Origin of the sequence: Roseibium alexandrii DFL-11 (assembly GCF_000158095.2) — a bacterium.
Lineage (GTDB): Bacteria > Pseudomonadota > Alphaproteobacteria > Rhizobiales > Stappiaceae > Roseibium > Roseibium alexandrii.
Genome location: NZ_CM011002.1, coordinates 201,619 through 226,911, shown reverse-complemented (window position 1 = coordinate 226,911; position 25,293 = coordinate 201,619). Strand labels below are relative to the sequence as shown.

Here is a 25,293-nt window from a genome sequence, read left to right as displayed (position 1 = left end):
CTATGCAGCGTTGGCCGAGGTGCGACAACCAGCGCCCCCCATTCCAAAGGCTTTAGCAGACACACTTGCGGAGGATCTTTGTCGGTATTGAACTGTGTGAGGCCGTGCCATTGCCTCCTGCCGGGGTTATAGTCGCCCCGCATTGTTTCTATTTCCGGATAATCATGCCCACCATTTATCAGCTCAAGTCCCGGTTTCAGGATCTCCTGCGTCCAATCTGTAAAAATCTTGCCTCGGCTGGCGTGACGGCAAACCAGGTAACGCTGGTGGCCCTCGCGTTGTCGATCGCAGAAGGTTTGGCACTCTTGATATTTCCAGGCGCCTTTTGGCCGTTCATTCTGTTGCCAGTAATCCTATTTGTCCGGATGGGGTTGAATGCCATAGACGGCATGCTCGCCCGCGAACATGACCAGAAATCGGATCTCGGCGCGATCCTGAATGAACTCGGCGATGTCCTGTCCGATGCAGCTCTTTATCTGCCCTTCGCCGCGCTGCCGTTTTTTCCGGGCGAACTGGTTGTCGGATTGGTGGTCCTGGCGATCATCGGTGAGATGACAGGTGTCATTGCCGTCCAAATCGGGGCAAGCCGCCGGTATGACGGACCGTTCGGCAAGAGCGACCGAGCCGCCCTTTTCGGCCTGTGTGGTGTTCTCGTGGCCTTTGGGCTGACCTCCGAACCGTTTATCGTGATCCTGATGGGTCTTGGCGTTCTTCTATCCGCCGTCACAATCTGGAACCGCGCGAAGAACGCCCTCAGAGAACTGGAGACGCAATGACCCTGCAAGCCATCCACTGGGCCCTGATCGGCATCTGGGGGCTTCTAACCGCCGCAAGCTTGATCGTTTACATCCTCTCCAAACGCTCAGAGAAAAACCTTTCAGAACTCGTTCAGCGCACCCAAAGCTGGTGGGTGATGGTGGCGATCTTCACAGTCGCCTTCCTTGTTTCAAACACGATTTCGATCATCGTGTTCGCTCTGATCAGTTTCCTGGCGCTGAAAGAGTATTTCTCGATGATCCCGACCCGGCGCGCAGACCGGCGCGTGCTGTTCTGGGCGTATCTGTCGATCCCGGTCCAGTATTTCTGGGTCTATGACAGTTACTACGGCATGTTTGCCGTGTTCATCCCGGTCTACATGTTCCTGTTTCTGCCCTTTGCCAGTCTGCTTTCCCAGCAGACCGAAGGATTTCTGAAGTCCGTCGGCACGCTCAACTGGGGCCTGATGCTCTGCGTGTTTTCAATCTCCCACGCGGCCTTCCTTCTGATCCTGCCGACGATCGAAAACAACTCGGCGGGCGGTGCAGGCTTGCTGCTGTTCCTGGTGTTCCTGACCCAGTTCAATGACGTTGCCCAATACACATGGGGAAAATTGTTCGGACGGCGGAAAATCATTCCGGGCGTCAGCCCGAACAAGACCTGGGAAGGGTTCCTGGGTGGTGTCGGCACGACCTTTGTGCTCGCCATTGTGACGGCGCCTTTGGTGACGCCTTTCAGCCTGGCACATGCAGCAGCAGCCGGGCTCTTGATCCCGGTTGCCGGGTTCATCGGCGATGTCACTGTCTCCGCGCTCAAGCGCGATCTCGGCGTCAAGGACACCGGAAGCCTCATTCCCGGCCATGGCGGCATTCTCGACCGGATCGACAGCCTGACCTTCACCGCCCCGCTGTTCTTCCACTTCACCCGCTATTTTTATTACTAGGCCGGGATGATGCTGCAGAAGGTCTTTTACATTTTCGTCAAGATTGCAGTGCTGTTTCTGCTCGGGCTGAATGTCAGGCGCAAAGACCTGCTGCCCTTTGAAGGGCCCGCAATCATCGTCGCCAACCACAACAGCCATCTCGACACGATGGTGCTGATGGCCTTGATGCCGCTGTCAAAGCTTAAGGACATCAAACCGGTCGCCGCCGCCGACTACTTCTTTTCCTCGCCCTGGAAGGCTTGGTTCTCAGAACATGTGCTCGGCATTATCCCGGTCGAACGTAAACGCGAGGACCGGACCTCTGATCCGCTGGAAGGCTGTTACCAGGCGCTGCACAAAGGCCAAGTGCTGATCCTGTTTCCGGAGGGCTCCCGAGGCGAGCCGGAAGAAATGACCGGCCTGAAGAAGGGCATTTCCTATCTTGCCGAACACACGCCCGGCGCCCCTGTCGTTCCAGTGTTCACCCACGGCCTCGGCAAGGCGCTGCCAAAAGGTTCGTTTTTACTGGTGCCGTTTTTTTGCGATATTTTTGTCGGCAAACCAATCACTTGGGCGGGCGACCGGACTCAGTTCATGAACACCCTGCAAGACCGGTTTAACGAACTCTCGTCGGAAAAAACCTTTGCACCTTGGGAGTAGAGCAGCCGCCTTTTTGTGGGGGGTGGCCGAGGCAACAGTGTTTTTCATCGTGCCCGATGTGCTCTTGACGTGCTTGGCGATGAAGTCTCTCAAAGCCGCCTTAATGGCGGCGCTTTTTGCTGCTCTCGGCGCGACGGCCGGAGGCACTTTGGTCTGGCACCTGGCCTATGCCGAGCCTGAAGCCACAATGCATCTTCTGCTGGTCGTGCCCGGCATATCAGAGGCAACTTTTGAGACAGTCCGCAGGCTTCTATCAGAAGGTATCTATATCGGAATGTTGCGGGGCGCCTTTACCGGCGTTCCCTACAAGATCTTTGCAGCGGAAGCTGGAAACACCGGGATCAATCCATTCCTTTTTGCCAGTCTCACGCCGCTTGTTCGCTTGCCAAGGTTCGTTGCGCTGTCTCTAGTCGCTTGCGCAGCAAGCCGCTGCATCGGCGAACGTTTGTCAAGTCGGCAAAAACTCTTCACTTCACTCAGCTTATGGCTCAGTTTCTACGTCATCTATTTCAGATACGTTGGATGGTGAGTGCGCGTCACTCCGCCCGCAAGGGATACCGGTACGGCTCCTCAAAGACATCAATCACCTTGGTGCCAGCCTTGATGACAGCGCCATGCTCGACATTTGCCGGAATGTTGTAGATCGCACCGGGGCCCATGGTCCGGGTCTCACCGCCGATGGTGAACTCGATCTCGCCGGACAGCACTGTTCCCCACTGCGCCAAATGGGAATGGGGCGGCAGGACCATGTCCTTTTTGAAATCGAAGAAAACCACCAATCCCCGGTCCGACTGGACCGAGTGGGAAGAGACAACATCCTCCGGAAACGGCACGTCCAAAGCGGGGAAAGACTTGATGAAATCAGGAAGGTCCACGGGCTGCTCCTTTATCTGCACAGGGCATACCTAGCGCAGTTTCCTCGGCCATGACTAGCCGTCCAGCACATCCTTCACGGTCGTTGCGAGCTGTTTGAGCGTAAACGGCTTGGGTAGGAAGAAGAACTTCTCATTGGCCGGCAGATTTTCCTCAAACGCGTCTTCCGCATAACCGGACACGAAAATGATCTTCAAATCCGGCCGTGTCTTGCGCAGCTCGACCAGCAACGATGGACCGTCCATTTCTGGCATGACCACATCGGATACCACAAGGTCGACCTCACCGCCGGTCTCTTCCATCACCTCTAAGGCTTCCATGCCGGTGCCGGCCTCGTAGACTGTGTAACCGCGCGACGCGAGCGCCCGGGCGGCAAAGGCGCGCACGGCCTCTTCATCTTCCACCAGCAGGATCGAAGCGGACCCGGTAAGATCGGCGACTTTTTCCTTTTCAGGCTCCTTGGCCACCGCTTTCGGCTCATCGACAACGGCCGGGATATAGCGCGGCAAGAACAGGCGGAACGTTGTGCCCTCGTCAATTTCCGAGGTGCAGAAAATGAAACCGCCGGTCTGTTTGACGATACCGTAAACGGTCGAGAGACCGAGCCCTGTGCCTTTACCGACTTCCTTTGTGGAGAAGAACGGATCGAAGATCTTCTCCATCACATCGGGTGGAATACCGTGGCCTGTATCTTCCACCTCGACCAGCATGTATTCGCCCGGCGGCATGCCACGGGTGTTTTCAAACTGGGTCGATTCAGATTCTGAGACGTTGCGCGTGGAAATCGTCAAACGGCCGCCGTCCGGCATCGCGTCCCCGGCATTCACTGCCAGGTTGACGATCACCTGCTCCAGCTGGTTGAGATCGGCCATGACCGGCCACAGATCCCGCCCGTGAATAACCTTCAGGTCCACTTTCTCGCCAAGCAACCGGTCAAGCAGGATCGACAGATCGGCGAGAACGTCATTCAGTTCAAGCTGTTGCGGACGTAGGGTTTGACGGCGCGAGAACGCCAACAGCTGCCGCACAAGTCCGGCGGCGCGGTTGGCGTTCTGCTTGATGTTCATGATGTCCTGGAAGGACGGATCGGTCGGGCGATGGCTTGCCAGAAGCAGATCGGAAAAGCCGATGATCGCGGTCAGAACGTTGTTGAAGTCGTGCGCAACACCGCCGGCCAGCTGGCCGATGGCCTGCATCTTCTGGCTTTGCGCAAACTGAGCCTCAAGGGCGCGCTGCTGGGTCGTTTCCAGCGCATAAACAATGGCGGCCTCACCATCTCCCTCGCCTTCCTGAACCGCGGAGACGTAGAAGGTTGCCGAGCGCGGGTCATTGCCTTCGACCAGCGGAATATCGATCGGCGCGATTTCGCTGATCCCGTTCGCTGCTGCGCTCAAGGCCTTGCGGAGATCTTCCTGACCGTTATCAGCGACATAGGCTTCAAGTTTCGGCGCCTGATCATCGGTGTCTACGGCACCAAACAACTTAAGGAATGGCGCGTTTGTGCGCAGCACACGGCCTTCCTTGTCGAGGGATGCGATTGCGATCGGCGTATTGTTGAAGAAGCGGGCGAAACGCACTTCCGCTGCGCGCAGCGCTTCGGAGGCTTCTTCGCCCCGCGACCGGTTCAAGACCAGTGTGCGGCTGTCGCCTTGTGTGCCGTTCTCGCCGAATGGAACCCTGTGCAACAAGCGAACAGGAAGCCCAAGCCCGTTGCGGGTGACGAAATCTAGATCAAAGGTCTCGCTCTTGACCTCACCGGCCTGCCCCTTCACGGAGCGGATCAGTTCGGTGCCATCACCCCGGACAATATCGGAAAGGCCGAGATCCCCAGCGTCAAACTGTGCCAAATCATACCCAAGCCAATCGGCGAGGGTCGCGTTGAGGTATACGATCCGTCCCTGAGCGTCTGACGACAGAAACCCTGCCGGCGCATGATCGAGGAAATTGATGACGCGCTGAAGTTCCTGGAAGGAATTTTCCTGCTCAGCCCGGTCTCGGGTGATGTCTGATAACTGCCAGACCGCCATGACCTTGCCGGACGCGTTGCCAGATACCTGGAGCGGCCGCACAGAAACGCGGTACCAGCGCGCTTTTCCTTCCGCCCGGCCGAGCGGGAACGGCATGCGGATTTCTTCCTGCGCTTTGCGGCCATCGCGCATCGCTTGAGACAAGCGGAAAATGGCGTCGGTCGCGTCTGGATCGGAGGAAAACACGCGTTCGACGACGCGGATATCGGCAGCCGTTTCCGCGCCAGTTAGCTCAGCGTAAGCCTTGTTGGCGTAGACCAGACGGCCATCGATGTCGGTTATGAGCGCACCGTCTTCCAGCGTATCGACAAATGCAGAGGCAAGCGGATTGGCCTCACCTGGCCTTGCGGAAAGGCGAAGGAAACCGATCGCACCAGCAAACAAACAGAAAACGCCAACGACAGCAAGAATTCCAAGCAAAGCGAGAATGAACGGCTGTGCAACAGCCCGGTCCATGACCGCAAAGGCAGCCGCGGCCCCGGCAAGCACAAGCGCGAGCCCGATCAACAACCCTATGTTTCCGGATCGCTCCGGCCGATTGATCATCGGCCCGCCTGGCGCTCCGTCAAGGTCACTCATACAATCCGTCTCCTCGGCCCGATTCGCTTTGTTTAGGCCGAATTTCAGCATTCTGTTGTTGGCCGGTAATTTCAACAGAGCAAGCGCTCAGTCCTGTTGAAATTCACCCGTTAATCCGCATTCCCTGCGATATCGTTACTTTTTACTGTAATCAATTGGCCCGCCAGGCGGCCCGTTTGCGCATTCTGAAGACAAAGCCGATGACCTCGGCCACCGCCTTGAAGTGTTCTTCCGGCACTTCCTGTTCGATCTCAACGCTGGCATAAAGCGCGCGGGCGAGCGGCGGGTTCTCGATGACCGGAACCTCATGTTCCTTGGCCACGTCCCGGATACGCAGGGCGAGAGCATCCGTCCCCTTGGCAACACAGAGAGGCGCGCCCATGCCCTCTTCATATTGCAGGGCGACGGCATAGTGCGTCGGGTTGGTGACGACGACCGTCGCTGCCGGCACCGCAGACATCATGCGTTTGCGTGACCGCTCCATGCGCAATTGCCGGATCTTGCCTTTAACGTGCGGATCACCTTCTGTCTGCTTGAATTCTTCCTTGACCTCTTTGAGGCTCATCTTTTGCTTGTTGAACCATTTGTTTTTTTGGTAGACGAAATCCGCAGCGGCAACGACTGTCATGACAGCAAGGATTGCAGCCAAAACCTGAAGTATCAAAATGCGGGCCTCTTCGAGAATGATCATCTCATCCGCGAAGATCATGATTTCAGCTTCGTCCCTGTGCGGCCACAACACGGCGACCATAACCGCGCCGACAACCAGGATCTTCACCATCCCCTTGGCGAAGTTCACCAGGCTTTCCGAGGAAAACAGGCGCTTGAAACCGGAAAGCGGTGAAACCTTGGAAAGTTTGGGCTTGATGGTTTCGGCTGTCAGCAGGGGTTGATGCTGGATCAAGTTGCCAAACACCGCCATGACCACCAGAGCCAGCAACGGCAAACCAACGATCAGCGCCACCGATTGACCGGTATCCCGCCAAAGGGCCTTGAGGGCATAGCCGTCAACCGGAATCTGATGGGCGTGTTCAATGTACCCCTTTAGCAAGTTTCCGAGCGACGCAGCCGCCCCCGGCGCCATAATGGCAATCATCAGGGTCGCACCTGCAAGCGTGAACCAGGTGCTGACTTCTTGCGATTTCGGAACGTCCCCTTTGTCATGCGCGTCTTTGAGACGTTTCTGCGTGGGGTCCTCAGTCTTTTCTGAGTCGTCGGTTTCGTCAGCCATAACGCACCGTTACCCCGCTATAAACTTGCCCAAAGCCTGCTGCACATGTTCCAGGTAGAACATCATCAGCGTGCTTATAAGCACCATGAGAAGGAAGAAGCCGATCGCTATGTTCACAGGCATGGCGATGAAGAAGATCTGCATCTGCGGCATCAGCTTGTTCAGCAATCCAAGGCCGAAATAAAAGACCAGACCAACAACAAGAAACGGTGCGCTCATCCGCACCGCTATCGAGAACACCATCGCCACCGTCTCGGCGAAATTCTCCGAAAAATCTCCAACCGGCGGCATGCTGCCAGGCGGAAACAAAGTGAAGCTATCGTGAAGGGCTGCAATCACCAGGTAATGCGTGTCTGTGGTGAAGATCAGTGTGATGCCGACCAGGGCAAGAAAGTTGCCGTAAAGCGCCCCTTGCTGTCCCTCATTGGAGATGTCAGTGCCAAGCGCGAAGGCAAGGCCAGATTGGTTCGCCATGATCACGCCGGCAATCTGCACGGCAGACGTTACCAATTTTGCACAAAGCCCGATGGCGACCCCGATCACAATTTCACTTATTAAAAGAACACCGAGTTGTGCCGGGTTCGATACCAGATCCGCCGGATAAAGCTGAGAGCCGACCGGGTAGAGAACCAAGGTCATTGCCAGGGCGATGGTTAGGCGAAACCTGGTTGGGATCGAACTTTCCCCAAGAGCTGGCAGAAGCATGATCATCGTGCCAAGACGCGCAAACATCAGCATGAATGCGGCAGCTACGTCTGGCAGAAAATCAAGCTCGATCGTCATCCCTCACACCTCAAACCGGGCTGGTGGCGAGGATCATCTCGGCAATTTCAGCCATAAACCCCTCCAGCACCTGGCTCATGAACGGAAGGGAAAGCAGAAGCGTCACGAAAATCGCGAGGATCTTTGGCACGAACACCAAAGTCATTTCCTGGATCTGGGTCAAAGCCTGAAACAGCGCGATGATCACACCGACAAGGAGACCGATAACCATGGTTGGCCCTGCAATGAGGATCATCGCCCAGACGGCGGACCGGGCCAGATCAAGCACTTCAGGACCGGTCATGACACCACCTCCGCGCTAACGCGCCTTCAAGAACAGACAAGACCCAATCAGATCGGCATCCGCATGATTTCTTCATAGGCCGAAATCACACGGTCTCGAACCGCAACCATAGTCTCCAGTGTAACCTCAGCTTCGGCTACGGCTGTCACCACATCGACAACATCGGTCTTGCCTTCAATCAAGCCGACGGCCTTGGCGTCCGCCACCCGGCCCTGGTCAACAACATTTTCAACCGCGCTTTGCACCATCTGCCCGAAATCAACCTGTTCACGAACAGGTGTCGGATCTTCAATCGCTTTTGCCTGCTGCTGAAGCTGGGCCGCCATCTGGTAGGCATTGTTGGCAATGGACATTGTCGACATGGGTTACTTCCTTAATCCGGTTGCTTCAGGCGATGGCGCAAATGGCCTCAGGCCCGCAGGATATCGATCGTCCGCTGCAGCATTTTGCGGGTGGTTTCGATGACGTTGAGATTGGCTTCATAGGAGCGTTGAGCTTCCCGCATGTCGGCCGATTCAACCAAGGTGCTGACATTTGGCTGCAGAACATAGCCGTTTTCATCTGCTGCCGGATGCCCGGGCATGTGGGTCGACTTGAAAGCGGATTTGTCTTCGACAATCCGTCCGAGCTCCACCTTGTCGGCGCCAAGTTGCTTGTCGAATTCGGACTGAAAAGTCGGGATTTTCCGCCGGTACGGCTCCTCGTCCGGTGTCCGGGCAGTCGAGTTTGCGTTGGCGATGTTTTCCGCAATTACCCGCATACGTCCGTTCTGCGCTTTCAGGCCGGAAGCAGAGATGAACAGGGATTTCATCAGATCCATAGGATGTCACTCCTCATTGCATTGCCGTGCTCTTACGCGGTCTTGGAAAGTGCGGTACGGATCAACCCAAGCCCTTTGGTGTAAAGGGTTGTTGCTGCCTGAAAATCCATCTGGTTCTGCGTGATTTTCATCATCTGCTCTTCCAGATTGACCGCATTGCCGCTTGGCGTAATCTCAAAACTGTCGCGGCGCTCGGCCTTGCCACCGATACCCGATCCGATCATTCCGGATATGTGGGCAACGGAAGTGCGCTCCGTCGTCAGACCGAAGGCCTCACGTCCTATGTGATCATCAAACGAATAGGCTTTGACATCGCGCGCCTCGAATTCAGGCGAATCCGAGTTCGCAATATTCTCAGCCAAGACCCCCTGGCGCGTTTGGTGCCATTGCATCTTGGATTTAAGCGCCTGGAACAGAGGCAAGTCCGTAAAAGCCATCCGATTCACTTTCTGTTAACCAACAGGCAAACATTGCCGATGAAATGGTTAACGAGTGGTTAACTATTCTTAACACAAACGGCTTCGGCGTTAATTTTTTGCCATAGCCCCGCATGATTTCCGTGCATTTCGCGAATAACCGCACCCCAGTCGCAGGCAAATTCTGCCTAGCTCTGTTAACTTTGAGACTAAGAGAGATTCGAGGCGGAGCATCAAGCGGCAGAAATTGCCATGAGCAGTCAGAATTGGTGCGGCACTGAACGAAAACGGCAGGCAATTACAGCCGATTTGAATGAGCACGCACCGGTGCGGTGATGTTAGGAATTACTGGGGATAAACGCCACAAGCCGTCATCAGGAACACATTTAACAGTAAACGCTGTCTCCCGGTTTGGGCGCCAAGGGACGGCACGAGGTAAAGATGTACAACTGGATTCAAAACACATTTCAGGTCGGAGAAAGCGTGGCGCAGGGGCTGGCACTGATCATTTCTCTGGCGGTTGTTCTGGCCCTGTTTGGATTGTTCATATTCATCATCAAAAGGCTGATGGGCGGCCGGATCACACAATCGCGCGGGCGCCAGCCGCGCATCGGGCTTATGGACAGTGCCGCGATCGACAATCGCCGCCGGCTGTTGCTGGTGCGCCGGGACAATATCGAGCATCTGATTTTGGTCGGCGGTCCGACAGATGTCGTGGTTGAGCAGAACATCATCCGCAACACGCCGCTCGCTGCCGGGCAAACCAGAACCGGCACACATCAAGCCACTGCGCAGGCAGGGGGCATCAAGGCACCACTTGCTCCAGGCCCGGATATTCCGCTGACGCCGGAAGACAGCGCGGCTGCACAGCAACCTCATCAGGCGCCGGATCTGAAAGCGCCGGCGCAACCGGCACCACCAACGGCAGCCGTGCCGGCACCGGTCACACCGGTTGAGAGCGCTCCAAAAGCACCGGAAACCTCAGCTGTTCTACCGCGCCAAGTACCACAGCCGTCCTCGGCTACGGCACCCGCGAAGCCACAGACTCTGGCCGGCAGCCCCCGCCCGTCCATGGGCTCAATCAGCCAAAACAAAAGTTTTCAACCGGTAAGCACTCGCCCCGCTGAGCACACAACATCACCGGGTTCAGCAAATCCGCAGACGCCGCAGGTCACCGTTGCACCTGCAAGTCCCGCTTCGAATGACAAGGCACCACCCCTCTCCTCTTCAACGGTCACCGCTAGGAAACCAGGACCGGATAGTTCTGCGCCTGTTCTGTCTGCGACCAAGGATGAGGCTCCAAAACCGGTCTCCCGGCTCAGCAACTCGTTGAGTTCATTGGCGCAGCCATTCTCTCCAAAGGACCGGCCGTCCTATGGGGCCGCAAAAATTTCGCCACCAGCCTCCGGACCGGCAGCCCGTGCAAAAACGGCATTGGTTACACCGGTCGAAACAGACACCTCGCAAAAACGGGTTGAGCCTGTCCTGGCTCCAAAAACCAACACCGAAACGGAGTCACAAGCAACTCTCAAAGGCTCAAGCCAACAGGCCGAAAAACCGGAAATCGCTGCGGAAGCAGAACCTGTAGCTGAAACGCCGCCAGAGCCGAAAAAACCGAATGCAAACTCTCCTTCGGCAGAAAAGGCGGATCTGACAAATGTCATGGCCGAAAGCATTGAAAAGGAGTTGTTCGACGAGCCGGCCACGAACACAACCGTCACAGAACCACAAGAGGTTGTGGCAACGGCATTAGAGCCAACTGAGGAAAAGCCAGCCGACATCGTTGTCGAGACCAAAGAAACAGACGAGAAAAAAGACGCACACCACGTGAGTGAACCGGACAGGGTGGCCGAAGCTGCTGACAAGACCGGCGAAGACAAAAAAGAGATCGGCACAAGCAAGCAGGCTCAAGCCGCGCAAGACCAAGGCATTGGAGACCGCAATCCGATCGAAGCAGAGATGGCGAAGATTCTGGATGAATTGGGTGGACAGCCAAAACAATGACAGGCCGCACTAGCCGCATCCACTGGCCCAAATATCTGACAGCAAGCATCGCGTTTGCAATGGGCGCCATTGCACTCACCTTGCCTGCGCATGCCCAGGAAATCTCCGTTGGGTTCGGTGATGACGCGAACCTGACAGAGCGTGCGGTTCAACTCGTGATCCTTTTGACGGTGCTGTCTTTGGCACCGTCCATTCTTGTGATGGTCACGAGCTTTACCCGGATCGTGGTCGTCCTGTCGCTCTTGCGGTCGGCAATCGGCCTGCAGACAGCACCGCCCAACATGGTGATGGTGAGCCTCGCTCTGTTCCTGTCTGCCTTTATCATGATGCCGACGCTTCAAGCGGCCTATGACGCAGGTGTCCAGCCCCTGATTGATGGCGATATCGAAATCGATCAGGCCTATGAACGGGCATCCGAACCGTTTCGGGACTTTATGCTGTCACAGGTGCGGGAAAAAGATCTGATGCTCTTTCAGGAACTCTCTGGCCGGGACGCCCCCGAAACACCGGAAGATCTCGAGATGGCAGTCCTCATTCCGGCCTTCATGATTTCCGAACTCAGGCGGGCGTTCGAGATCGGTTTCCTGCTTTATCTGCCGTTCCTGATCATTGACCTCGTGATTGCATCCGTCCTCATGTCGATGGGTATGATGATGTTGCCGCCAGTGGTAATCTCTCTGCCCTTCAAACTGATTTTCTTTGTTCTTGTAGACGGCTGGAACCTTGTGGCGGGCTCCCTGGTCAAGAGTTTCGGGGGCGGATAGCGGGGATCCTTATGCGATGCACGACCTCCAACTCAGGCACACACTTCAATTCTGAGCCGTTTGTTATGCCGGGAAAATTAGTTTGGGCTAATGGCCAATAGCCATTGGCGCAAAATGCTAAATCGTGGATCAGCTACGGCGTTTTTCTCATACAGACAAGTAGAGAAAAATTAACACAGTATTTGAAATAATACGGATGATTGCACAACGTTACTCCAAAAGAAGTTTGGTTTTTAGGTGCTCATAGAACAACTTGAACAGCTTGCGCGCATCAAAGAACCTGAAGCACGCTCCAAATTGATCCGAACGCTCGTCGGGGAATATGCGCGTTCAGAGGATCACGACCCTACGGAAAATGAGCGGGAACTCTTTTCCAGGATCGTATTGTCCGTCTTCGATCAGCTGGACCGCAGCGCGCGCTATGAACTGGTCGTTCGTCTCGCCAAGACCAACCGGATTATTCCGGACCTTGCCGACCGCCTCGCGCAAGAAGATTTTGCCCTCTCCGAACCTGTTATCGAATGCTCTCCGGTGATCAGCCAGGACGCCCTGATGGCAATCGCCACCAACGGTGGCGACGACAAACGGGCGGTTATGGCGCACCGGGATGACCTCAGCGAAGAGGTCACTGACAAGCTGATTGCCAGAAGTGCCCGGCCAGTGGTGCATGCACTTTTGGAAAATCTCGACGCCCCCTTCTCCGTCCGAGGCGTCCTGGCGCTGTTGATCTTTGCAAACACGGAAGTTGAAGTGCTTGGCGGCCTGGCCCGGCGCGCGCTGCGTGACAGCGAGTTCCTGGAAACCCAGATGCAGATCCTGGAGACAAACTGTCCGATCTTTCCGGCGCCTTTGAAGCGCGCAATCGAGGAAGAAACTTTGGAGAAGCTGGCGGCACAGATCAACAATATCAAACGCGGTGAAGGCGACATCGAAATCGACGGGGTCATTTATTCCCGTCATGAGGCAAGCGTACAGATCGCCAATGGTGAGCTCTCCTTTGATGCGATCCTGAGGACCTTGTTCGAAGAACAACGTCTGGATGCGGCGATCTGGTTGATCAGCCGCAAGATCAATCTCGCCGACGATGTGGTGTCAGACACACTGAAGTCAGATGCCGACGGCGCTATCATGCGGTTGATGTTGCAGACCGGCATTCATGAAAAAACCTACCGTGATTTCCTCAAAGCGCGTTGCGAGTGGCTGGACCGCAGCACCCGGAGCATTCCGGAACTGGTCATGCGCTACAAAAAAGAACTCAAGAAGCCACGGGCTTCAGCCGCGGCCGCAGCAGCGGCTGCTGCGGCGGCGACCCTCGGGGCCACCGTCACGGCACATTAAGCGTCTGAAACGCATAACGCTTGGATACCAAGCCTATAGGTATCGCTTACTCTTCCGACACCCTGACGCCTTGCGCCGTTCTCGGAACCAAGCGCGCACGCGCTTCTAGGTACGCACCGTCAATTGCGCAATCTGGTTAAATATTAAGGCCTTAACCCGCCGGTTCAGCTTCGACCGGAGGGCCTTCTGCGCGGTTTGAACTGCGGTCCGGGGACATGTACTGACGGCGGTACTCTTCCAGGAATGTTTCCAAGGAGTCGACATCTGCCAGTTGGCTGGCAACTTCGAGGAACTCAACACCTTGTGCCTGGATCGGCCGGGTGACGACTTCAAATGCCAGAGCTTCCGGGCTGTCCGCCATCTTGGCCATATACTTGTTCTGCAAGCGCTCCAGGCTCAGCTGATCACCGGCAAGAGAATAGGCAATCCCTGCGCGCAGAATATCCCGACGCTCAAGTTCATCCAAGGGGATCTGGTCCGACCAGCGGGAGCCGTGCATGGCTTCAAGTTGATCACCGGCATCCCGCCAGCTCTCTGCGGCCCAGAACGTGTCGGCCCGAAGGCGGTCCACATCGGTGCCGCGCATGTTCCGAACAAGCTCCAGCGCCAGATCGGGCCGACCGCTTTCAGTAAGCGCCCGCGCTTCGACGATGTTACGCTGACGGGTCAGCGTCGACGGTAGGCTCGCCTGGCGCGTCCGGTTCAAGACACGAAGCGCTTCTTCGGGTTTCCGGTCCATGAGATAGATCGCCCCAAGATCGGCCGCGATCTGGGCCCGGGCAGCCCCTTTCAACCGGTTCTCGACCTGATGCCGCAGCAGTTCGGTTGCTTGATCAAGAAGATCGACTTCGACGAGACGCTTGGCGAGAAGACGGACCATTTCATCGCCCTGGCGGCCGATTGGTGTCAATTCTCTGAAATCATAGTACAACGCCAATGCCTTGATCGGCGGCATTTCATCCGCTTTGCCGTCCAGGAAAAGCGAATTGAACAACGCGTTCATTTCTTCCTGAAGCAGCCGCGTGGTGTCCGCGTCCGGCTCGGCCTGCACCGCAGACTTCATCGCCTCAAATGCTTCCCGATATTGGCCTTGCTCTGCATAAAGCTGGGCCAGGAACCGAAGCGTTCTCAATTCGATTTCGTCACCGCGCCATGAGGTCGAAAGGGCCGCAAGCTGATCGATCGCTTCATCAATGGTCATCTCGCCATCGCGGTAGCGGATGCGCAGCGCACGGTATTCGGCCTCCGCCGCACGCGGCCGGTCATCCGACCGGGCGACCAGATCAAACACCGTCAAGGCTTCCTGGGAACGGCCGGATGCATCGGCAACACGGCCACGCAAGATGTCGTAACGTGCGGCTTGGGCCCGCGTGACTTCAGCAGGCTCGATTTCGGCTAAGATGCCGTTGGCAATCCCGAAATCATTGGCTTCAACCATCGACTGCGCCGCAGCCAGCTTGAATTCCGTCTGGATCGAGGTCGGATAGTTGCCAACCACGGCCCGGCCACGCGGCATGGCAATTCGGGCCTGGGTCCAATTGCCAAGCTTCACATCGACGATCGTCTGCCAGACAGCAGCATCCGGGCTGTTCTTCAGATCAGGCCGGTGAAGATGTTCATAGGCTTCCTCCGGCCGGTCCGCCATAGCAAGCGCCGCGCCTTTGACCAGATTGAACGAACTGTCCTCGGCAAGGGCAAGGTTTTCTTCCAAAGCGAGGCTCAACCAACCCATCGCTTCCTGAGGGAACTGGTGAGCCAGGTAAAAGCGGGCCAGCGCCATCAAGGGTTTGGCGCGTTTGCCTTCAGGTGTTTGCGCAAGATCTGATTGTAGTTCGTTCAGTCGCGACCGGAAGGCGCCAGGCCCGGCAGTGCTCAAAGACACGAACTCTACACCGCCGTCCTCGTCCGGCTCGACAATCCGGCTGAGCGTGCCGGTGCCACGGCGCAAATGCCGGTTGGAAAGCGCCAAGCCACCATCTTTTTCGATAATGACATCATCACCGAGGATTTTGATTTTCACACCGTCGGAACGAGTCGCAAGCGCGATACCTTGTGCAGAACTCAAGGCTTCCAGATCCACGAACTTCTGCGGCTTCAGCAATCCGCGCGGAGGTCCGAATCCGGTCACAAGGGAGATTGTATCGCCAACAAAAGGGTCGGTGATGCTGCGAATATGTTGAGGATCCTGATAGAGAACCCGCAGGACCGACCCACCATCACCGCGGACTGTCCGCTCCATCTTCAGGGGAATGGACGGCTCCAAAATCAAGTCCCCAATGACGAGGGACCAGGCATTGCCATCAGCGCCTACCGTCGCGAGGACCGGGTCGTTCATGTCCAAACGCAGGATCTGATAGTCTCCGTACTGTTCGACATCAATGGTTTCCGCAGTTTCGGCAAGGGCGGAGACCATGCCGCGCGTATCGATCGTTGCGTCCGTATCAAACACGAGCCAGATGCTGTCATTCCGGCGGAAAACAGCGCTCGATACGGGCTCCGAGAACGGGAATACGACCCTGACCGTGTTGCCGATCCGGCGCGCTTCTGCGGACACAAAATTCCTGGCTTCCGCTCCAAAGTTTTCGGGTGGACGCTCCGGTGACACGCGCGGTGCCCCGGCATCACGGCCACCGGTGGCGCGCCAAGTCTCCGGTGCCTGGACCTCGGTTTGCGGCAGCTCTATCCCGGCAGGAACATCGCTTCCCCCAAGAGTGTTGTTCTGGCGGATCTGCACTGCACTGTTGGGCACTGCGGACCGGTTACCATCATCGAGTGCTTCGGTAGGCTGCAATGTTGGAATGGCGTTTCCTGCTTGCGATTCGCCCGGAAGCGGCTCTCCAGGCTGCTGAGTCGACAAGTCCAGCATAGGCGCAGGCCTTGAAATATCTTCTTCAAGTGGCGGAACATCCCCCAGCGGCATCGCACGCTGGCTCGCCTGTGCCAACTGGATCGGCCGCGGCACGTTCACGTCTGATGTCCCGGTCGCATAAGAATTTCCGAGTTCATCGGTCAGATCCGGGATCGAAGCGGTGATTTCACTACCATCCGCCACCACCGGCACCTCGTTCCCATCAGCCTCTGCCAGAACCACTGGGTCTGCAGATAAACTCTCAAGCGGCAGATCGGTTGCAGCAGAAGCTTCGTCTTCAGAAACGACTTGAACCGGGCCTTGCCCGGTCCTGTTGTTGGCTCTGTTTTCTGCATTGGGAACTTCGGATGTCCCGGGCGGTTTCTGCCGCGGCAGCTCACCGGCACCGTTTGTTGGCGGTTGTGCCTGGGCGAGCGTAATTTCTTCTAGCGGCGGCGCTTGGGCGGAATCATTCGTTGGAGCGGCCTGGCGGCCATTGTCAGAGGCCCCAGATACAGACCCTCCAAGTGGGACAGCTGTAAAACCAGGAGATTCATCTGCGCGGGACTCCTTGAGCTGCCCGCCTCTGGAAGAAGACACTTCTGCCGGTGGCAAACCGCGGGGATTACTCACTTCCCGGGTATCCCGAAGGCCTGGAGCCGTGATCATCTGGGAGCGGTTTTCATTGTCTGCAACTGACAGTTCCTGATTGATCAACGCATTCGCCGGATCATTCGGCACCATATTCTCCGGCGTCACATCGATCACATAGGTCTGCTCTTCCCGGAACGCCCGGATATCGACGGACGGTTCAACGCGCATCAAGAACTTCAGCTTGCCTTTGTCCAGGAAGGACGTCGCATCGATAACGCCCGGCGGCAGATGAGTACGCAAATGCGAGATGTCCAGCTGAGCCGGGTGGTTGAACGTCAGTTTGATAATGTCGTTTTCACGGACGAACGCGGTATCGAACTTTATGGACCAATCAAACACCAGCCGCGTGAAGGTCGGATGCTCGCCAACACGTAAAGTGACTTGAGGGCCTTCTTGCGCCTTCAAGCGGGCTTGCTCAAGCGCCCTCACCTTCCGCATCGCTTCTTCAGCGCGTTTTGCCAAGTCCCGGACAACATCGTCCGGCAGTCCCGGCGGCAGACCATTCCAGGTCATCGGCAGAATATCGATGAAGAGTTTCTCACCGGCCTCAAGTGTGTTGATCTGATACTGTGTTTTCAGAGCGAAGCGGATCGCCGCCCCGTCGGGATCACGCCGGGCGATGGTCACGTAATCGCTCAGATCCAAGGGAACATCATCGACATTAACGTCGATTGGCTCTTGAAACGAAATTCTGAGGACGCCGCCGGTAATGACCGCATCATATGTTGGTAAAAGCGTCCGGTCCTTGAAGGTCAAAACAATACGACCGAAGCCCTGCTCCTGAGAAACCTCCAGTTCGACCGGTTCCAGCGTGTCTGCAAGTGCAATGGACGCTGGGTGAATGAGCGAAACGGCCGCTGCGACAAGCATCATGGCAACCTGAAGACACACAAAGGCTCTCCATTCGCTGAATTCTGCGAATTTCATGTAAGCCAGCGATGTCTGGATCCGCCTTGGCAAGTTGTTTTGACCTCGTTTGCCACCAACACTGCAGTTTAATTATGTCTTGTTAACGCGCCCTTACGTCGCTTACAGAGATCAGGCTGTTTTGCTCAATTCGACGGAATCTTGGGTAGGATTCCTCCGGTGGGCGCCTGCGCCTGCACAGGCTGCGCTTCGGGCTGTGGCGGGGTCGACGATTGGCTAGCAATCGCAACCGTCAGCTGTTCCGCGGCATCAGGTGACATGCGTGCCAAAATATCCGCCATTTTCCGCGGTTTCATTTGGCGCACGACCTTCAAAAGGATCGGCAGGCTGAGACGGTCGAAAATACGAGCCGCATCCTTCGGCTTCATGTTCTCATACATGGTCACAAGGCCAGCAATCTCGTTCTCTTCCTGCTGCTTTTTTTCCTCAACGGCCGCACCGATGCGTGCCTCGAGCTGCTTGAGTTCTTCAACCCTCTGCTCAATCCGTTCTTCGGTCGCCTGAAGAAGCCGCTCCCGAAGGTCTAATTGACCTTCCTGCTTCTGCAGGTTTTCCCGGCGTTTCCCAAGGCTTTCCAAAACCGCGCGCTCAGCCGCAGATCCGCCTATTTCCAGGCTATCCGGAAGAACTGGCTGGGCCGGCGGAGGCACGGTACCGGGAGCTTGCGCCACCCCATCAGCCGGGGCTGGCGGCGTTTCACCGCCATCCGCTGCAGCCTCAGTGGATTCTTGTGCGATCGCGCCATTGATTGGCAGGCTGCCGGTTTCAGGACCCACAACAAGTCCCAAAAGCTTCAGCCCGAACAGCGCGCTCGCGGCGACACCCAACAATGGCAACAATCTCAAGTTCATGCAGCGCCCTTACGCTTGTTACGAAACTGCTCCAGCCGCGCAGTCGCCTCCTCAGCCGCACTGCGGATATCCGACGCTCTGCTGGGGCGTCTGCGCTCTTGCTCGACAGCCGGCGCACTCTGTGGAACCACCGGCTCAAAAGCTCCGTGCCCCGCGGGTTGCGGCGCCGGAGTATATTGCGGCTGCACCGGGTACGGATCCGCTGCCGGAACCGGTTCTCTTTGCGGAGCCGATGACTTCGCCGCCCCTGCAATCTGAGATATCCGCGTAAACACTTTATCACCTTCGCGGATCTGGTCAGCCAAGGTGTTCGACATGGTTTCCGATTCCTTAAGACGGTTGCCAAGCGACTTGTCTGCCTCCGCCGCGGTGGTCTTCAGTCCAAGGATGGCTCGCTCGGCAATCTCTGTCGCTGTCATCAATTCGGAAATGGTGGCACGCAGGGTCTGCTCATCGGCTCTCAAACGCTGCAAACGGCGGTTTAAAATCCAGCAATAGGCGATTGTGATAACCAGCAGAACTGCGACCAGAGCCTCAATAATCAATCCGATTGGCATGGATGTCATGGTTGCTCCATTTCGCTCTGCATGGCGCGCTCAAAGGCTGCCAGAGTCATTTTCGGTTTACGCAAATTCTTTGCGACACGGATGGCAATGGAATCTTCCGTTTTGCCAAGTGTTCCCTCCGTTAGAGGGATGTTTCCACACTTAACGAGCACTGGATCCGTCGGCGCGACATCGAAGACCAGTGTCTGCCCAACATCCAGACTGAGCACCCGGCCGAGCGGCAAATAGGTTTCATAAAGAACCGCATCGACCTCGATTTCCGCTGCATGTATCTCCGTCGCCAAATGGCCTTCCCAGATCGGATCGCGGCCAAATTTTTCACCCATGAACATCTGGAGCAGCAGATCGCGGATCGGCTCCAATGTCGCATAGGGCATCATGATTTCAACGGTGCCGCCACGGTCTTCCATGTCGATACGCAGTTCGACAAGGATGGCGGCGTTCGCCGGGCGCGAAATCGCAGCAAACCGGGGATTGGTTTCCAGACGCTCCAGATTGAAGTGGACCGGTGACAGAGGTGCAAACGCTTGCTCAGCATCCTGAAGGATCAGTTGCACCATCTGCTGGACAAGGTTCGTTTCAATCGTGGTGTAAGGACGGCCTTCGACCCGTGCAGCTGTGGTACCCCGGCCGCCGCCTAGCAGAACATCGATGATCGAGTAAATAAGACTCGATTCAACGGTGATTAGGCCAAACCCATCCCACTCCTCAACCTTAAAGACGCCCAGAATCGCAGGCAGCGGAATGGAATTCAGATAGTCTCCAAATCGCACGGAACTGATGGAATCCAGAGACACCTCGACGTTATCGGATGTAAAGTTGCGCAAGGAGGTTGTGGTCAAACGCACAAGGCGGTCGAACACAATTTCGAGCATCGGTAACCGCTCATAGGAAACCATGGCCGAGTTGATCAGCGCGCGAATACCGCTCTGATCACCAGCAATCGTATCCTCGATGTTAAACCCGAGAAGGTTGTCGATCTCTTCCTGATTGAGAACGCGATCCGCACCACGGGTGGCGTTTTCCAGATCTGGCTCACTGTCGTCAATCATGGCCGCCCACTGTGCTGCCATGTCATCCGAACTTCCGGCGCCCTGCTCCTCTAGAGCAGCCCCCCAAGCCGCGGCCAGGTCTTCATCGTCATCCGCGCCGGCACCCTGCTCGGCAAGAGCAGCCCCCCACGCATCAGCCATGTCCTCTTCGGACAGATCGTCATCGTCGTCGGCGTTTGCCATTCACACCATCACTGAACAAGGATTTCCTTGAACAGTACCCCTTCCACTTTTGCCGGATAGACCGACAAGTTGATCCGCCTGAGCAATTCTTCCTTCAAGCGGAACAGGCCTGCAGATCCTTCCAGATCTGCGGGACGAAGCTCGCGCAAATAGATCTGAAACGCATCGAGGATGCGCGGCAGATACGGCTGGATCTGATCGATCATTGCGCGGTTTTCGACCTCCAGGGCGATGCGGACCTTCAGATAGGTCGTGCGGCCCTCGGTCGCCAAATTCACAGTCATCTCCGGAAGGTCATAAAACACTACCGGTCTTTGCGCTTCCTGCGGCGGCGCATCTTCACCTGGCGCGGGCGCCGGCATGCTGTCGCCCATAAACAAGAAGTAGTAAGCCCCGCCTCCAACGGCGAGCAGAACCACAAGCCCAATCGCCCCAAAGAGAATGAGTTTCTTCTTACCACCGCCACCGGCAGCATCTTCCTCACCATCTTCTTCGGCTGCGGCATTCTCGTCGGTCATGCTGCCCTCCGCACATGCGTGAGCGCTCGCGCGCGCTCTAAAAATTACTAAAGTGTTAAAGGTTAACGAATGGTTACCAATCCACTTTAGCGAGTCACCGGGCAAAAATTGCCAAGTGGTTAACTTCTGCCGGAATCTATTGCCGGACGCACCACCCACTCTCGGGTTTTGCCCAGTTTTCCCAAGGATTTAAAAACTGGCACGGCTCCTGCATTAACCTTAACGGGCGCCGACGTCTGGGGAGGCTGAAGCGCTCATCGGGGAGCAAAGGAACCGTTCATTATGGAGAACGTACATTTAATTGGCCTGTCCCGGCAGTCCGCTTTACGGAATCAGCTGGACGTTGTCGCCAACAACATGGCGAACATCAACACGACAGGCTTTAAGTCGCAGCGGCTGCTCTTTGAAGAGTATTTGATGCCGGTTGCCGAAGCGACCGAATTCCAGACACCTGACGAAACGCTGTCCTATGTTCTGGATTACCAGTCCATTACGGACTTCGACACCGGCGCATTCAAGATGACCGGGAACGATCTGGACTTGGCGATCGAAGGCGAAGGCTTTTTCGTCGTCCAGATGGGTGACGGCACCGAAGCCTACACACGCGACGGCGCGTTCGTGATCGACCAGAACGGTCAACTGGTCACATCAGATGGACGCCCGGTTATGACAACTGGTGGGCCGATTACCTTCTCGGCCGAAGACGGTTCCGTTGAGATCGCCAAGGACGGCACGATTTCAACCGAACTTGGAATTCGCGGTGTCATCCGCGTAGCGTCTTTTGAAGATCCGCAGGAACTCGAAAAACAAGGTGACAACCTCTACAGGGGCGAAAACCCGGGCATTCCGCAGCGCTTCAATGTCGTGCAGGGGGCCCTCGAACGCTCCAATGTCGAGGGTGTGTATCAGGTGACACAGTTGATCGAAGTCACCCGAGCCTATGAATCCATCACAAAAATGCTCAAGGACGTGAATGATCTTCGCCAACAGGCGATCCAGGTCCTTGGAAAACTTGAAGCCTAAGCGCCTTAAGGAGAACGCAACATGAGAGCTCTCTACACCGCCGCGACCGGTATGAAGGCGCAGGAATACAACGTCGAAGTCATTTCGAACAACGTCGCCAACATGCGGACCACCGGTTACAAAAAACAGCGGGCCGATTTTCAGGACCTTCTGTACCAAAACCTGCGCCGCATGGGCACGGAGACCTCCGATGACGGAACGATCGTTCCGACCGGCATTCAAATCGGAACCGGCGTGAAACTGGCATCAACTGGCCGTGTTATGTCTCAAGGATCAATGGAGAACACCGGTAAGGAATTGGACATCGCAATCCGCGGTGAGGGCTTCTTCCAGATCCAGCTTCCAGGCGGCGCAACCGGGTATTCACGCGATGGGTCTTTTGAGCGGGATCAAAACGGTCAGCTGGTGACAATTGATGGCTACCAATTAGATCCAAACATCACTATTCCAGAAAACACGCGCGATTTGACAATCGCTCCTTCCGGGAAAGTCCAGGGCGTTGACGAAGCTGGCGCCACAGTTGATCTCGGTCAGATACAGCTTGCCCGGTTCGTCAACAAAGCCGGCCTTGAAGCGATCGGTGACAACCTGTTTCTCGAAACAGATGCCAGCGGTGCCCCTCAGACCGGCAACCCGAATGAAGACGGCTACGGAAGCACTCAGCAGTTTTTTCTGGAAATGGCCAATGTGGATGCGGTGACCGAAATCGCCGATCTGATCTCGGCCCAGCGCGCTTATGAGATGAATTCGAAAGTCATCCAGGCGGCCGACCAGATGTACTCGACCACCACTCAGATCCGCTAACGAGAAAGGCTTAAGTCGATGAAGACCTTAATGATAGCCGCTCTTAGCCTGGCATTGGCTGCGCTGACAAGCTTCAGTGCAGCGGCCAACGAGCATCCGGTTCTACGGTCCCAGGTCATGACCTTGTCGGACATTGTGACAGTTGGGGATTTCTACTCCAACGCCGGAGATGTGGCACAAGTACCACTGTTCCGGTCCCCTGACATGGGCACCTCCGGCAATGTCCCGGCAACCACGGTTGCGCAACGTGCCCGGGATGCTGGCCTCGTCACAGCAGGTACGGACGGCCTGCGCACTGTCGTCGTTCACCGCGGCGCGACACGGCTGAACCGACACCAGCTGGAAAACCTTATTCGTAACGACCTGGCAAAGCTTGAGGCGGGTATTGATCCTGAAGGGCTCGAAATCACTCTTCTGCAGGCCCCTGACCAGATCCTGGCCGACCCAAAGGCGGCGGATCCGGTTCGTATCGACAGGATCAACTGGAGCCGGAACAACGGTCATTTCACGGTGTTCGCAACCATCGCAGTCGAACACGGCACACGCCCTTTGACCGTCACCGGCACTGCGGTTGAAATGATTGACGTTCTTGTACTCGGCCAGCCGCTGAAGCGGGGCGACATTGTCCAGGACGGAGACCTCACTACGATCCGGCTCCCGCGTTTGAAGGTCAACACCGCCGCGCTAGAGGACGGCACCAACATTGTCGGCAAGGCTGCCCGTGTGAACCTGCGCCCGAGCCAACCATTGTCGCACAAGGATTTCGAATATCCGGTTCTGGTCGAACGCGGCGACAAAGTCACTGTCACCTACAATGTCGGTGCCATGAATCTCACCTCCCGGGCGAAAGCCCTCACTAACGGCGCCAAAGGCGACGTCATTGATGTCATGAATCTCCAGTCCCGGCGTGTCGTACCGGCAACCGTGACTTCCCGCGGCCAAGTAGCTGTTCATGCCGCTCATGCAATTGTTGCAAGCCTGAACAAAGAGGCCAATTAATGTCTATCTCTCGCAACATATCCTTGTTGGGCAGCATCGCCCTCGCAGCGCTTGCTGCAGGATGCGGCTCGGCTGACCGGCTGGCGAATGTCGGCCAGCAACCCGCTCTGAACGCCATTCAGGACCCGACAACAACACCGGGATACAGACCGGTTCAAATGCCGATGCCGGACCCGGTTCAGGCGCACTACAATCCGAATTCCCTCTGGCAATCAGGCAGCCGAGCCTTCTTCAAGGATCAGCGCGCAAGCCAGGTCGGCGACATCTTGACCGTAGTGGTCTCCATCGATGAAAAAGCCGAGATCGAAAACGATACAGCCAGAAGCCGAACCGAAACCAACGGCGCAGGTGTTGGCGGTGCGCTTGGAACCGCCATCGACACTATCTTCCTGCCGGCCGGCACTTCTGCAAGTGACCTCGGTAACGTAAACAGCAGCTCGACTTTCGCCGGAGCTGGTGAAGTAGACCGCGAGGAAGAACTTAGAACAACTGTTGCTGCTGTCGTGACCCAGGTTCTGCCCAACGGCAACCTGGTCATTGAGGGCCGCCAGGAAATCCGGGTGAACTTCGAAGTCAGAGAGTTGATTGTAGCCGGTATTGTCCGTCCGGAAGACATCACCTCAAACAACACGATTGCCAGCCAGCAGATTGCGGAAGCCCGCATCGGTTACGGCGGACGCGGCCAAATCACCGATGTTCAGCAGCCGCGGTACGGCAACCAGGTCCTGGATATCCTCTTGCCGTTCTAATCCGGCAAAACCATACACCAGCTCCCCCAGCTGCGGCAGGCAAGTCAGACGTGAAAGGCCCGCTGCAGCTGAACCGGGCACGGCATCTCGCTCCCCGAGTGCCGTGCCCGATTTCTTTTGATCCCAACGGTCACCGACATTTGAAAAGACATAAAAAAACCTTCCCGTCTCCGGGAAGGTCTTAAAGTCAAATTGGCTTGCGAATTCAGCAAACCGGCCGTTACTGGAAATCAGTCGTCGCGATACACCTTCTCCCGGCGTTCGTGCGCTTCCTGAGCCTCTATCGACAACGTCGCTATTGGCCGTGCCTCGAGCCTGCGCAGAGCGATCGGCTCTCCCGTCTCTTCACAGTACCCGTAACTGCCATCCGCAATCCGCTCCAGGGCGGCGTCGATTTTTGAAATCAACTTGCGTTGGCGATCACGTGCGCGCAGCTCGATAGAACGATCCGTCTCCGAAGATGCGCGGTCTGCCAAGTCAGGGTGGTTCTGGCTTTCCTCCTGAAGGGTCGCGAGTGTTTCAGCGCTTTCTTTCAGGATCTCACCTTTCCAGGCAAGCAGCTTGTTCTTGAAGTATTCCCGCTGCCTATCATTCATGAACGGCTCGTCTTCCGAGGGTCGGTATTCAGACTCAATATCAACCGTCATCTACAACTCCGGTTTA

General features: G+C 56.5%; 25 protein-coding genes. 11 read left to right on the top strand and 14 right to left on the bottom strand.

From position 1 onward, the window contains the following. Window positions 1-164 precede the first annotated feature (164 nt). From SADFL11_RS01005 to SADFL11_RS00990, 4 genes are all read left to right on the top strand, one after another. Window positions 165-776 carry a CDP-alcohol phosphatidyltransferase family protein gene (locus SADFL11_RS01005; protein ID WP_008196596.1) on the top strand — a complete coding sequence of 204 codons (612 nt, stop codon included), beginning with the start codon at window positions 165-167 and terminating at the stop codon, window positions 774-776. Continuing rightward, entirely contained in the window at window positions 773-1,699 is a 927-nt protein-coding gene (locus tag SADFL11_RS01000; protein WP_008190341.1) for a phosphatidate cytidylyltransferase, read from the top strand. Before SADFL11_RS01005 ends, SADFL11_RS01000 begins: the two co-directional genes overlap by 4 nt. A 9-nt stretch (window positions 1,700-1,708) precedes the next feature. Beyond that, the gene (locus tag SADFL11_RS00995; RefSeq protein ID WP_134852861.1) at window positions 1,709-2,338 is read left to right on the top strand and encodes a lysophospholipid acyltransferase family protein; all 630 of its coding nucleotides are present in this window, start codon (window positions 1,709-1,711) and stop codon (window positions 2,336-2,338) included. Between the two features lie 79 nt (window positions 2,339-2,417). Then, complete coding sequence (locus SADFL11_RS00990) at window positions 2,418-2,867, top strand: hypothetical protein (protein ID WP_134852860.1); 450 nt, start codon at window positions 2,418-2,420, stop codon at window positions 2,865-2,867. Window positions 2,868-2,874: 7 nt separating this feature from the next. Here the strand turns inward: SADFL11_RS00990 and SADFL11_RS00985 are convergent, their stop codons facing one another. From SADFL11_RS00985 to SADFL11_RS00950, 8 genes are all read right to left on the bottom strand, one after another. After that, window positions 2,875-3,213 carry a cupin domain-containing protein gene (locus SADFL11_RS00985; protein WP_008193881.1) on the bottom strand — a complete coding sequence of 113 codons (339 nt, stop codon included), beginning with the start codon at window positions 3,211-3,213 and terminating at the stop codon, window positions 2,875-2,877. Between the two features lie 54 nt (window positions 3,214-3,267). Beyond that, entirely contained in the window at window positions 3,268-5,817 is a 2,550-nt protein-coding gene (gene cckA / locus SADFL11_RS00980; RefSeq protein WP_040452291.1) for a cell cycle histidine kinase CckA, read from the bottom strand. A gap of 151 nt (window positions 5,818-5,968) precedes the next feature. Continuing rightward, window positions 5,969-7,048, bottom strand: coding sequence for a flagellar biosynthesis protein FlhB (gene flhB, locus SADFL11_RS00975; RefSeq protein WP_008191652.1), 1,080 nt, complete (start codon window positions 7,046-7,048; stop codon window positions 5,969-5,971). A 9-nt stretch (window positions 7,049-7,057) separates the two neighbouring features. After that, a complete protein-coding gene (gene fliR, locus SADFL11_RS00970) occupies window positions 7,058-7,831 on the bottom strand; it encodes a flagellar biosynthetic protein FliR (protein WP_008193314.1) in 774 nt (257 codons plus the stop codon). Between the two features lie 10 nt (window positions 7,832-7,841). Then, on the bottom strand, window positions 7,842-8,114 hold the full coding sequence (gene fliQ, locus SADFL11_RS00965) for a flagellar biosynthesis protein FliQ (RefSeq protein WP_008196205.1): 273 nt from the start codon (window positions 8,112-8,114) through the stop codon (window positions 7,842-7,844). A 47-nt stretch (window positions 8,115-8,161) separates the two neighbouring features. Beyond that, entirely contained in the window at window positions 8,162-8,476 is a 315-nt protein-coding gene (locus SADFL11_RS00960) for a flagellar hook-basal body complex protein FliE (protein ID WP_008193822.1), read from the bottom strand. A 47-nt stretch (window positions 8,477-8,523) separates the two neighbouring features. Further along, on the bottom strand, window positions 8,524-8,934 hold the full coding sequence (gene flgC / locus SADFL11_RS00955) for a flagellar basal body rod protein FlgC (RefSeq protein ID WP_008193086.1): 411 nt from the start codon (window positions 8,932-8,934) through the stop codon (window positions 8,524-8,526). Between the two features lie 32 nt (window positions 8,935-8,966). After that, the gene (locus tag SADFL11_RS00950) at window positions 8,967-9,371 is read right to left on the bottom strand and encodes a flagellar basal body rod protein FlgB (RefSeq protein ID WP_040450813.1); all 405 of its coding nucleotides are present in this window, start codon (window positions 9,369-9,371) and stop codon (window positions 8,967-8,969) included. Window positions 9,372-9,791: 420 nt separating this feature from the next. Between SADFL11_RS00950 and SADFL11_RS00945 the strand changes: the two genes are divergently transcribed. From SADFL11_RS00945 to SADFL11_RS00935, 3 genes are all read left to right on the top strand, one after another. Then, window positions 9,792-11,354, top strand: a complete 1,563-nt coding sequence (locus SADFL11_RS00945) for a flagellar biosynthetic protein FliO (protein WP_008189795.1) — start codon at window positions 9,792-9,794, stop codon at window positions 11,352-11,354. Beyond that, complete coding sequence (gene fliP / locus SADFL11_RS00940; protein ID WP_008196333.1) at window positions 11,351-12,118, top strand: flagellar type III secretion system pore protein FliP; 768 nt, start codon at window positions 11,351-11,353, stop codon at window positions 12,116-12,118. Before SADFL11_RS00945 ends, fliP begins: the two co-directional genes overlap by 4 nt. 237 nt (window positions 12,119-12,355) lie before the next feature. Next, the gene (locus SADFL11_RS00935; protein ID WP_008189513.1) at window positions 12,356-13,456 is read left to right on the top strand and encodes a DUF2336 domain-containing protein; all 1,101 of its coding nucleotides are present in this window, start codon (window positions 12,356-12,358) and stop codon (window positions 13,454-13,456) included. A gap of 151 nt (window positions 13,457-13,607) precedes the next feature. Here SADFL11_RS00935 and SADFL11_RS00930 read toward each other — a convergent pair whose 3' ends face one another. The 5 genes from SADFL11_RS00930 to SADFL11_RS00910 form a co-directional block, all read right to left on the bottom strand. Then, on the bottom strand, window positions 13,608-17,885 hold the full coding sequence (locus SADFL11_RS00930; protein WP_040450814.1) for a tetratricopeptide repeat protein: 4,278 nt from the start codon (window positions 17,883-17,885) through the stop codon (window positions 13,608-13,610). A gap of 125 nt (window positions 17,886-18,010) precedes the next feature. After that, the gene (locus SADFL11_RS00925; RefSeq protein ID WP_040450815.1) at window positions 18,011-18,736 is read right to left on the bottom strand and encodes a MotE family protein; all 726 of its coding nucleotides are present in this window, start codon (window positions 18,734-18,736) and stop codon (window positions 18,011-18,013) included. Continuing rightward, window positions 18,733-19,302, bottom strand: a complete 570-nt coding sequence (locus SADFL11_RS00920; RefSeq protein WP_008195894.1) for a DUF6468 domain-containing protein — start codon at window positions 19,300-19,302, stop codon at window positions 18,733-18,735. Before SADFL11_RS00920 ends, SADFL11_RS00925 begins: the two co-directional genes overlap by 4 nt. After that, the gene (gene fliM, locus SADFL11_RS00915; RefSeq protein ID WP_008196786.1) at window positions 19,299-20,537 is read right to left on the bottom strand and encodes a flagellar motor switch protein FliM; all 1,239 of its coding nucleotides are present in this window, start codon (window positions 20,535-20,537) and stop codon (window positions 19,299-19,301) included. The genes SADFL11_RS00920 and fliM overlap by 4 nt, the downstream gene beginning before the upstream one ends. Window positions 20,538-20,545: 8 nt before the next feature. After that, entirely contained in the window at window positions 20,546-21,055 is a 510-nt protein-coding gene (locus SADFL11_RS00910) for a flagellar basal body-associated FliL family protein (RefSeq protein WP_008190159.1), read from the bottom strand. Window positions 21,056-21,337: 282 nt separating this feature from the next. On the opposite strand from SADFL11_RS00910, the gene flgF reads away from it, so the two are divergent. From flgF to flgH, 4 genes are read left to right on the top strand one after another with little or no spacing between them, the layout of a single operon-like run. Continuing rightward, a complete protein-coding gene (flgF, locus tag SADFL11_RS00905) occupies window positions 21,338-22,078 on the top strand; it encodes a flagellar basal-body rod protein FlgF (RefSeq protein WP_008196245.1) in 741 nt (246 codons plus the stop codon). 21 nt (window positions 22,079-22,099) lie between these two features. Further along, window positions 22,100-22,882 carry a flagellar basal-body rod protein FlgG gene (gene flgG / locus SADFL11_RS00900; protein ID WP_008189934.1) on the top strand — a complete coding sequence of 261 codons (783 nt, stop codon included), beginning with the start codon at window positions 22,100-22,102 and terminating at the stop codon, window positions 22,880-22,882. Window positions 22,883-22,912: 30 nt separating this feature from the next. After that, window positions 22,913-23,881, top strand: coding sequence for a flagellar basal body P-ring formation chaperone FlgA (flgA, locus tag SADFL11_RS00895; RefSeq protein WP_209002704.1), 969 nt, complete (start codon window positions 22,913-22,915; stop codon window positions 23,879-23,881). Then, on the top strand, window positions 23,881-24,630 hold the full coding sequence (gene flgH, locus SADFL11_RS00890; RefSeq protein ID WP_008190897.1) for a flagellar basal body L-ring protein FlgH: 750 nt from the start codon (window positions 23,881-23,883) through the stop codon (window positions 24,628-24,630). The genes flgA and flgH overlap by 1 nt, the downstream gene beginning before the upstream one ends. A gap of 230 nt (window positions 24,631-24,860) precedes the next feature. Here flgH and dksA read toward each other — a convergent pair whose 3' ends face one another. After that, the gene (gene dksA, locus SADFL11_RS00885; protein ID WP_008193624.1) at window positions 24,861-25,277 is read right to left on the bottom strand and encodes an RNA polymerase-binding protein DksA; all 417 of its coding nucleotides are present in this window, start codon (window positions 25,275-25,277) and stop codon (window positions 24,861-24,863) included. Between the last annotated feature and the right edge of the window lie 16 nt (window positions 25,278-25,293).

Excerpts from the sequence above, each read along its gene's own strand:
- flhB (WP_008191652.1), bottom strand. The coding sequence starts at position 7,048 with ATGGCTGACGAAACCGACGACTCAGAAAAGACTGAGGACCCCACGCAG.
- cckA (WP_040452291.1), bottom strand. The coding sequence starts at position 5,817 with ATGAGTGACCTTGACGGAGCGCCAGGCGGGCCGATGATCAATCGGCCG.
- SADFL11_RS00920 (WP_008195894.1), bottom strand. The coding sequence starts at position 19,302 with ATGACATCCATGCCAATCGGATTGATTATTGAGGCTCTGGTCGCAGTT.
- flgG (WP_008189934.1), top strand. The coding sequence starts at position 22,100 with ATGAGAGCTCTCTACACCGCCGCGACCGGTATGAAGGCGCAGGAATAC.
- SADFL11_RS01000 (WP_008190341.1), top strand. The coding sequence starts at position 773 with ATGACCCTGCAAGCCATCCACTGGGCCCTGATCGGCATCTGGGGGCTT.
- flgC (WP_008193086.1), bottom strand. The coding sequence starts at position 8,934 with ATGGATCTGATGAAATCCCTGTTCATCTCTGCTTCCGGCCTGAAAGCG.
- SADFL11_RS01005 (WP_008196596.1), top strand. The coding sequence starts at position 165 with ATGCCCACCATTTATCAGCTCAAGTCCCGGTTTCAGGATCTCCTGCGT.
- fliR (WP_008193314.1), bottom strand. The coding sequence starts at position 7,831 with ATGACGATCGAGCTTGATTTTCTGCCAGACGTAGCTGCCGCATTCATG.
- SADFL11_RS00950 (WP_040450813.1), bottom strand. The coding sequence starts at position 9,371 with ATGGCTTTTACGGACTTGCCTCTGTTCCAGGCGCTTAAATCCAAGATG.
- SADFL11_RS00930 (WP_040450814.1), bottom strand. The coding sequence starts at position 17,885 with ATGAAATTCGCAGAATTCAGCGAATGGAGAGCCTTTGTGTGTCTTCAG.
- flgH (WP_008190897.1), top strand. The coding sequence starts at position 23,881 with ATGTCTATCTCTCGCAACATATCCTTGTTGGGCAGCATCGCCCTCGCA.
- SADFL11_RS00910 (WP_008190159.1), bottom strand. The coding sequence starts at position 21,055 with ATGACCGACGAGAATGCCGCAGCCGAAGAAGATGGTGAGGAAGATGCT.
- flgA (WP_209002704.1), top strand. The coding sequence starts at position 22,913 with ATGATAGCCGCTCTTAGCCTGGCATTGGCTGCGCTGACAAGCTTCAGT.
- dksA (WP_008193624.1), bottom strand. The coding sequence starts at position 25,277 with ATGACGGTTGATATTGAGTCTGAATACCGACCCTCGGAAGACGAGCCG.
- fliP (WP_008196333.1), top strand. The coding sequence starts at position 11,351 with ATGACAGGCCGCACTAGCCGCATCCACTGGCCCAAATATCTGACAGCA.
- SADFL11_RS00925 (WP_040450815.1), bottom strand. The coding sequence starts at position 18,736 with ATGAACTTGAGATTGTTGCCATTGTTGGGTGTCGCCGCGAGCGCGCTG.
- fliQ (WP_008196205.1), bottom strand. The coding sequence starts at position 8,114 with ATGACCGGTCCTGAAGTGCTTGATCTGGCCCGGTCCGCCGTCTGGGCG.
- SADFL11_RS00995 (WP_134852861.1), top strand. The coding sequence starts at position 1,709 with ATGCTGCAGAAGGTCTTTTACATTTTCGTCAAGATTGCAGTGCTGTTT.
- SADFL11_RS00990 (WP_134852860.1), top strand. The coding sequence starts at position 2,418 with ATGAAGTCTCTCAAAGCCGCCTTAATGGCGGCGCTTTTTGCTGCTCTC.
- SADFL11_RS00945 (WP_008189795.1), top strand. The coding sequence starts at position 9,792 with ATGTACAACTGGATTCAAAACACATTTCAGGTCGGAGAAAGCGTGGCG.
- SADFL11_RS00960 (WP_008193822.1), bottom strand. The coding sequence starts at position 8,476 with ATGTCGACAATGTCCATTGCCAACAATGCCTACCAGATGGCGGCCCAG.
- fliM (WP_008196786.1), bottom strand. The coding sequence starts at position 20,537 with ATGGCAAACGCCGACGACGATGACGATCTGTCCGAAGAGGACATGGCT.
- flgF (WP_008196245.1), top strand. The coding sequence starts at position 21,338 with ATGGAGAACGTACATTTAATTGGCCTGTCCCGGCAGTCCGCTTTACGG.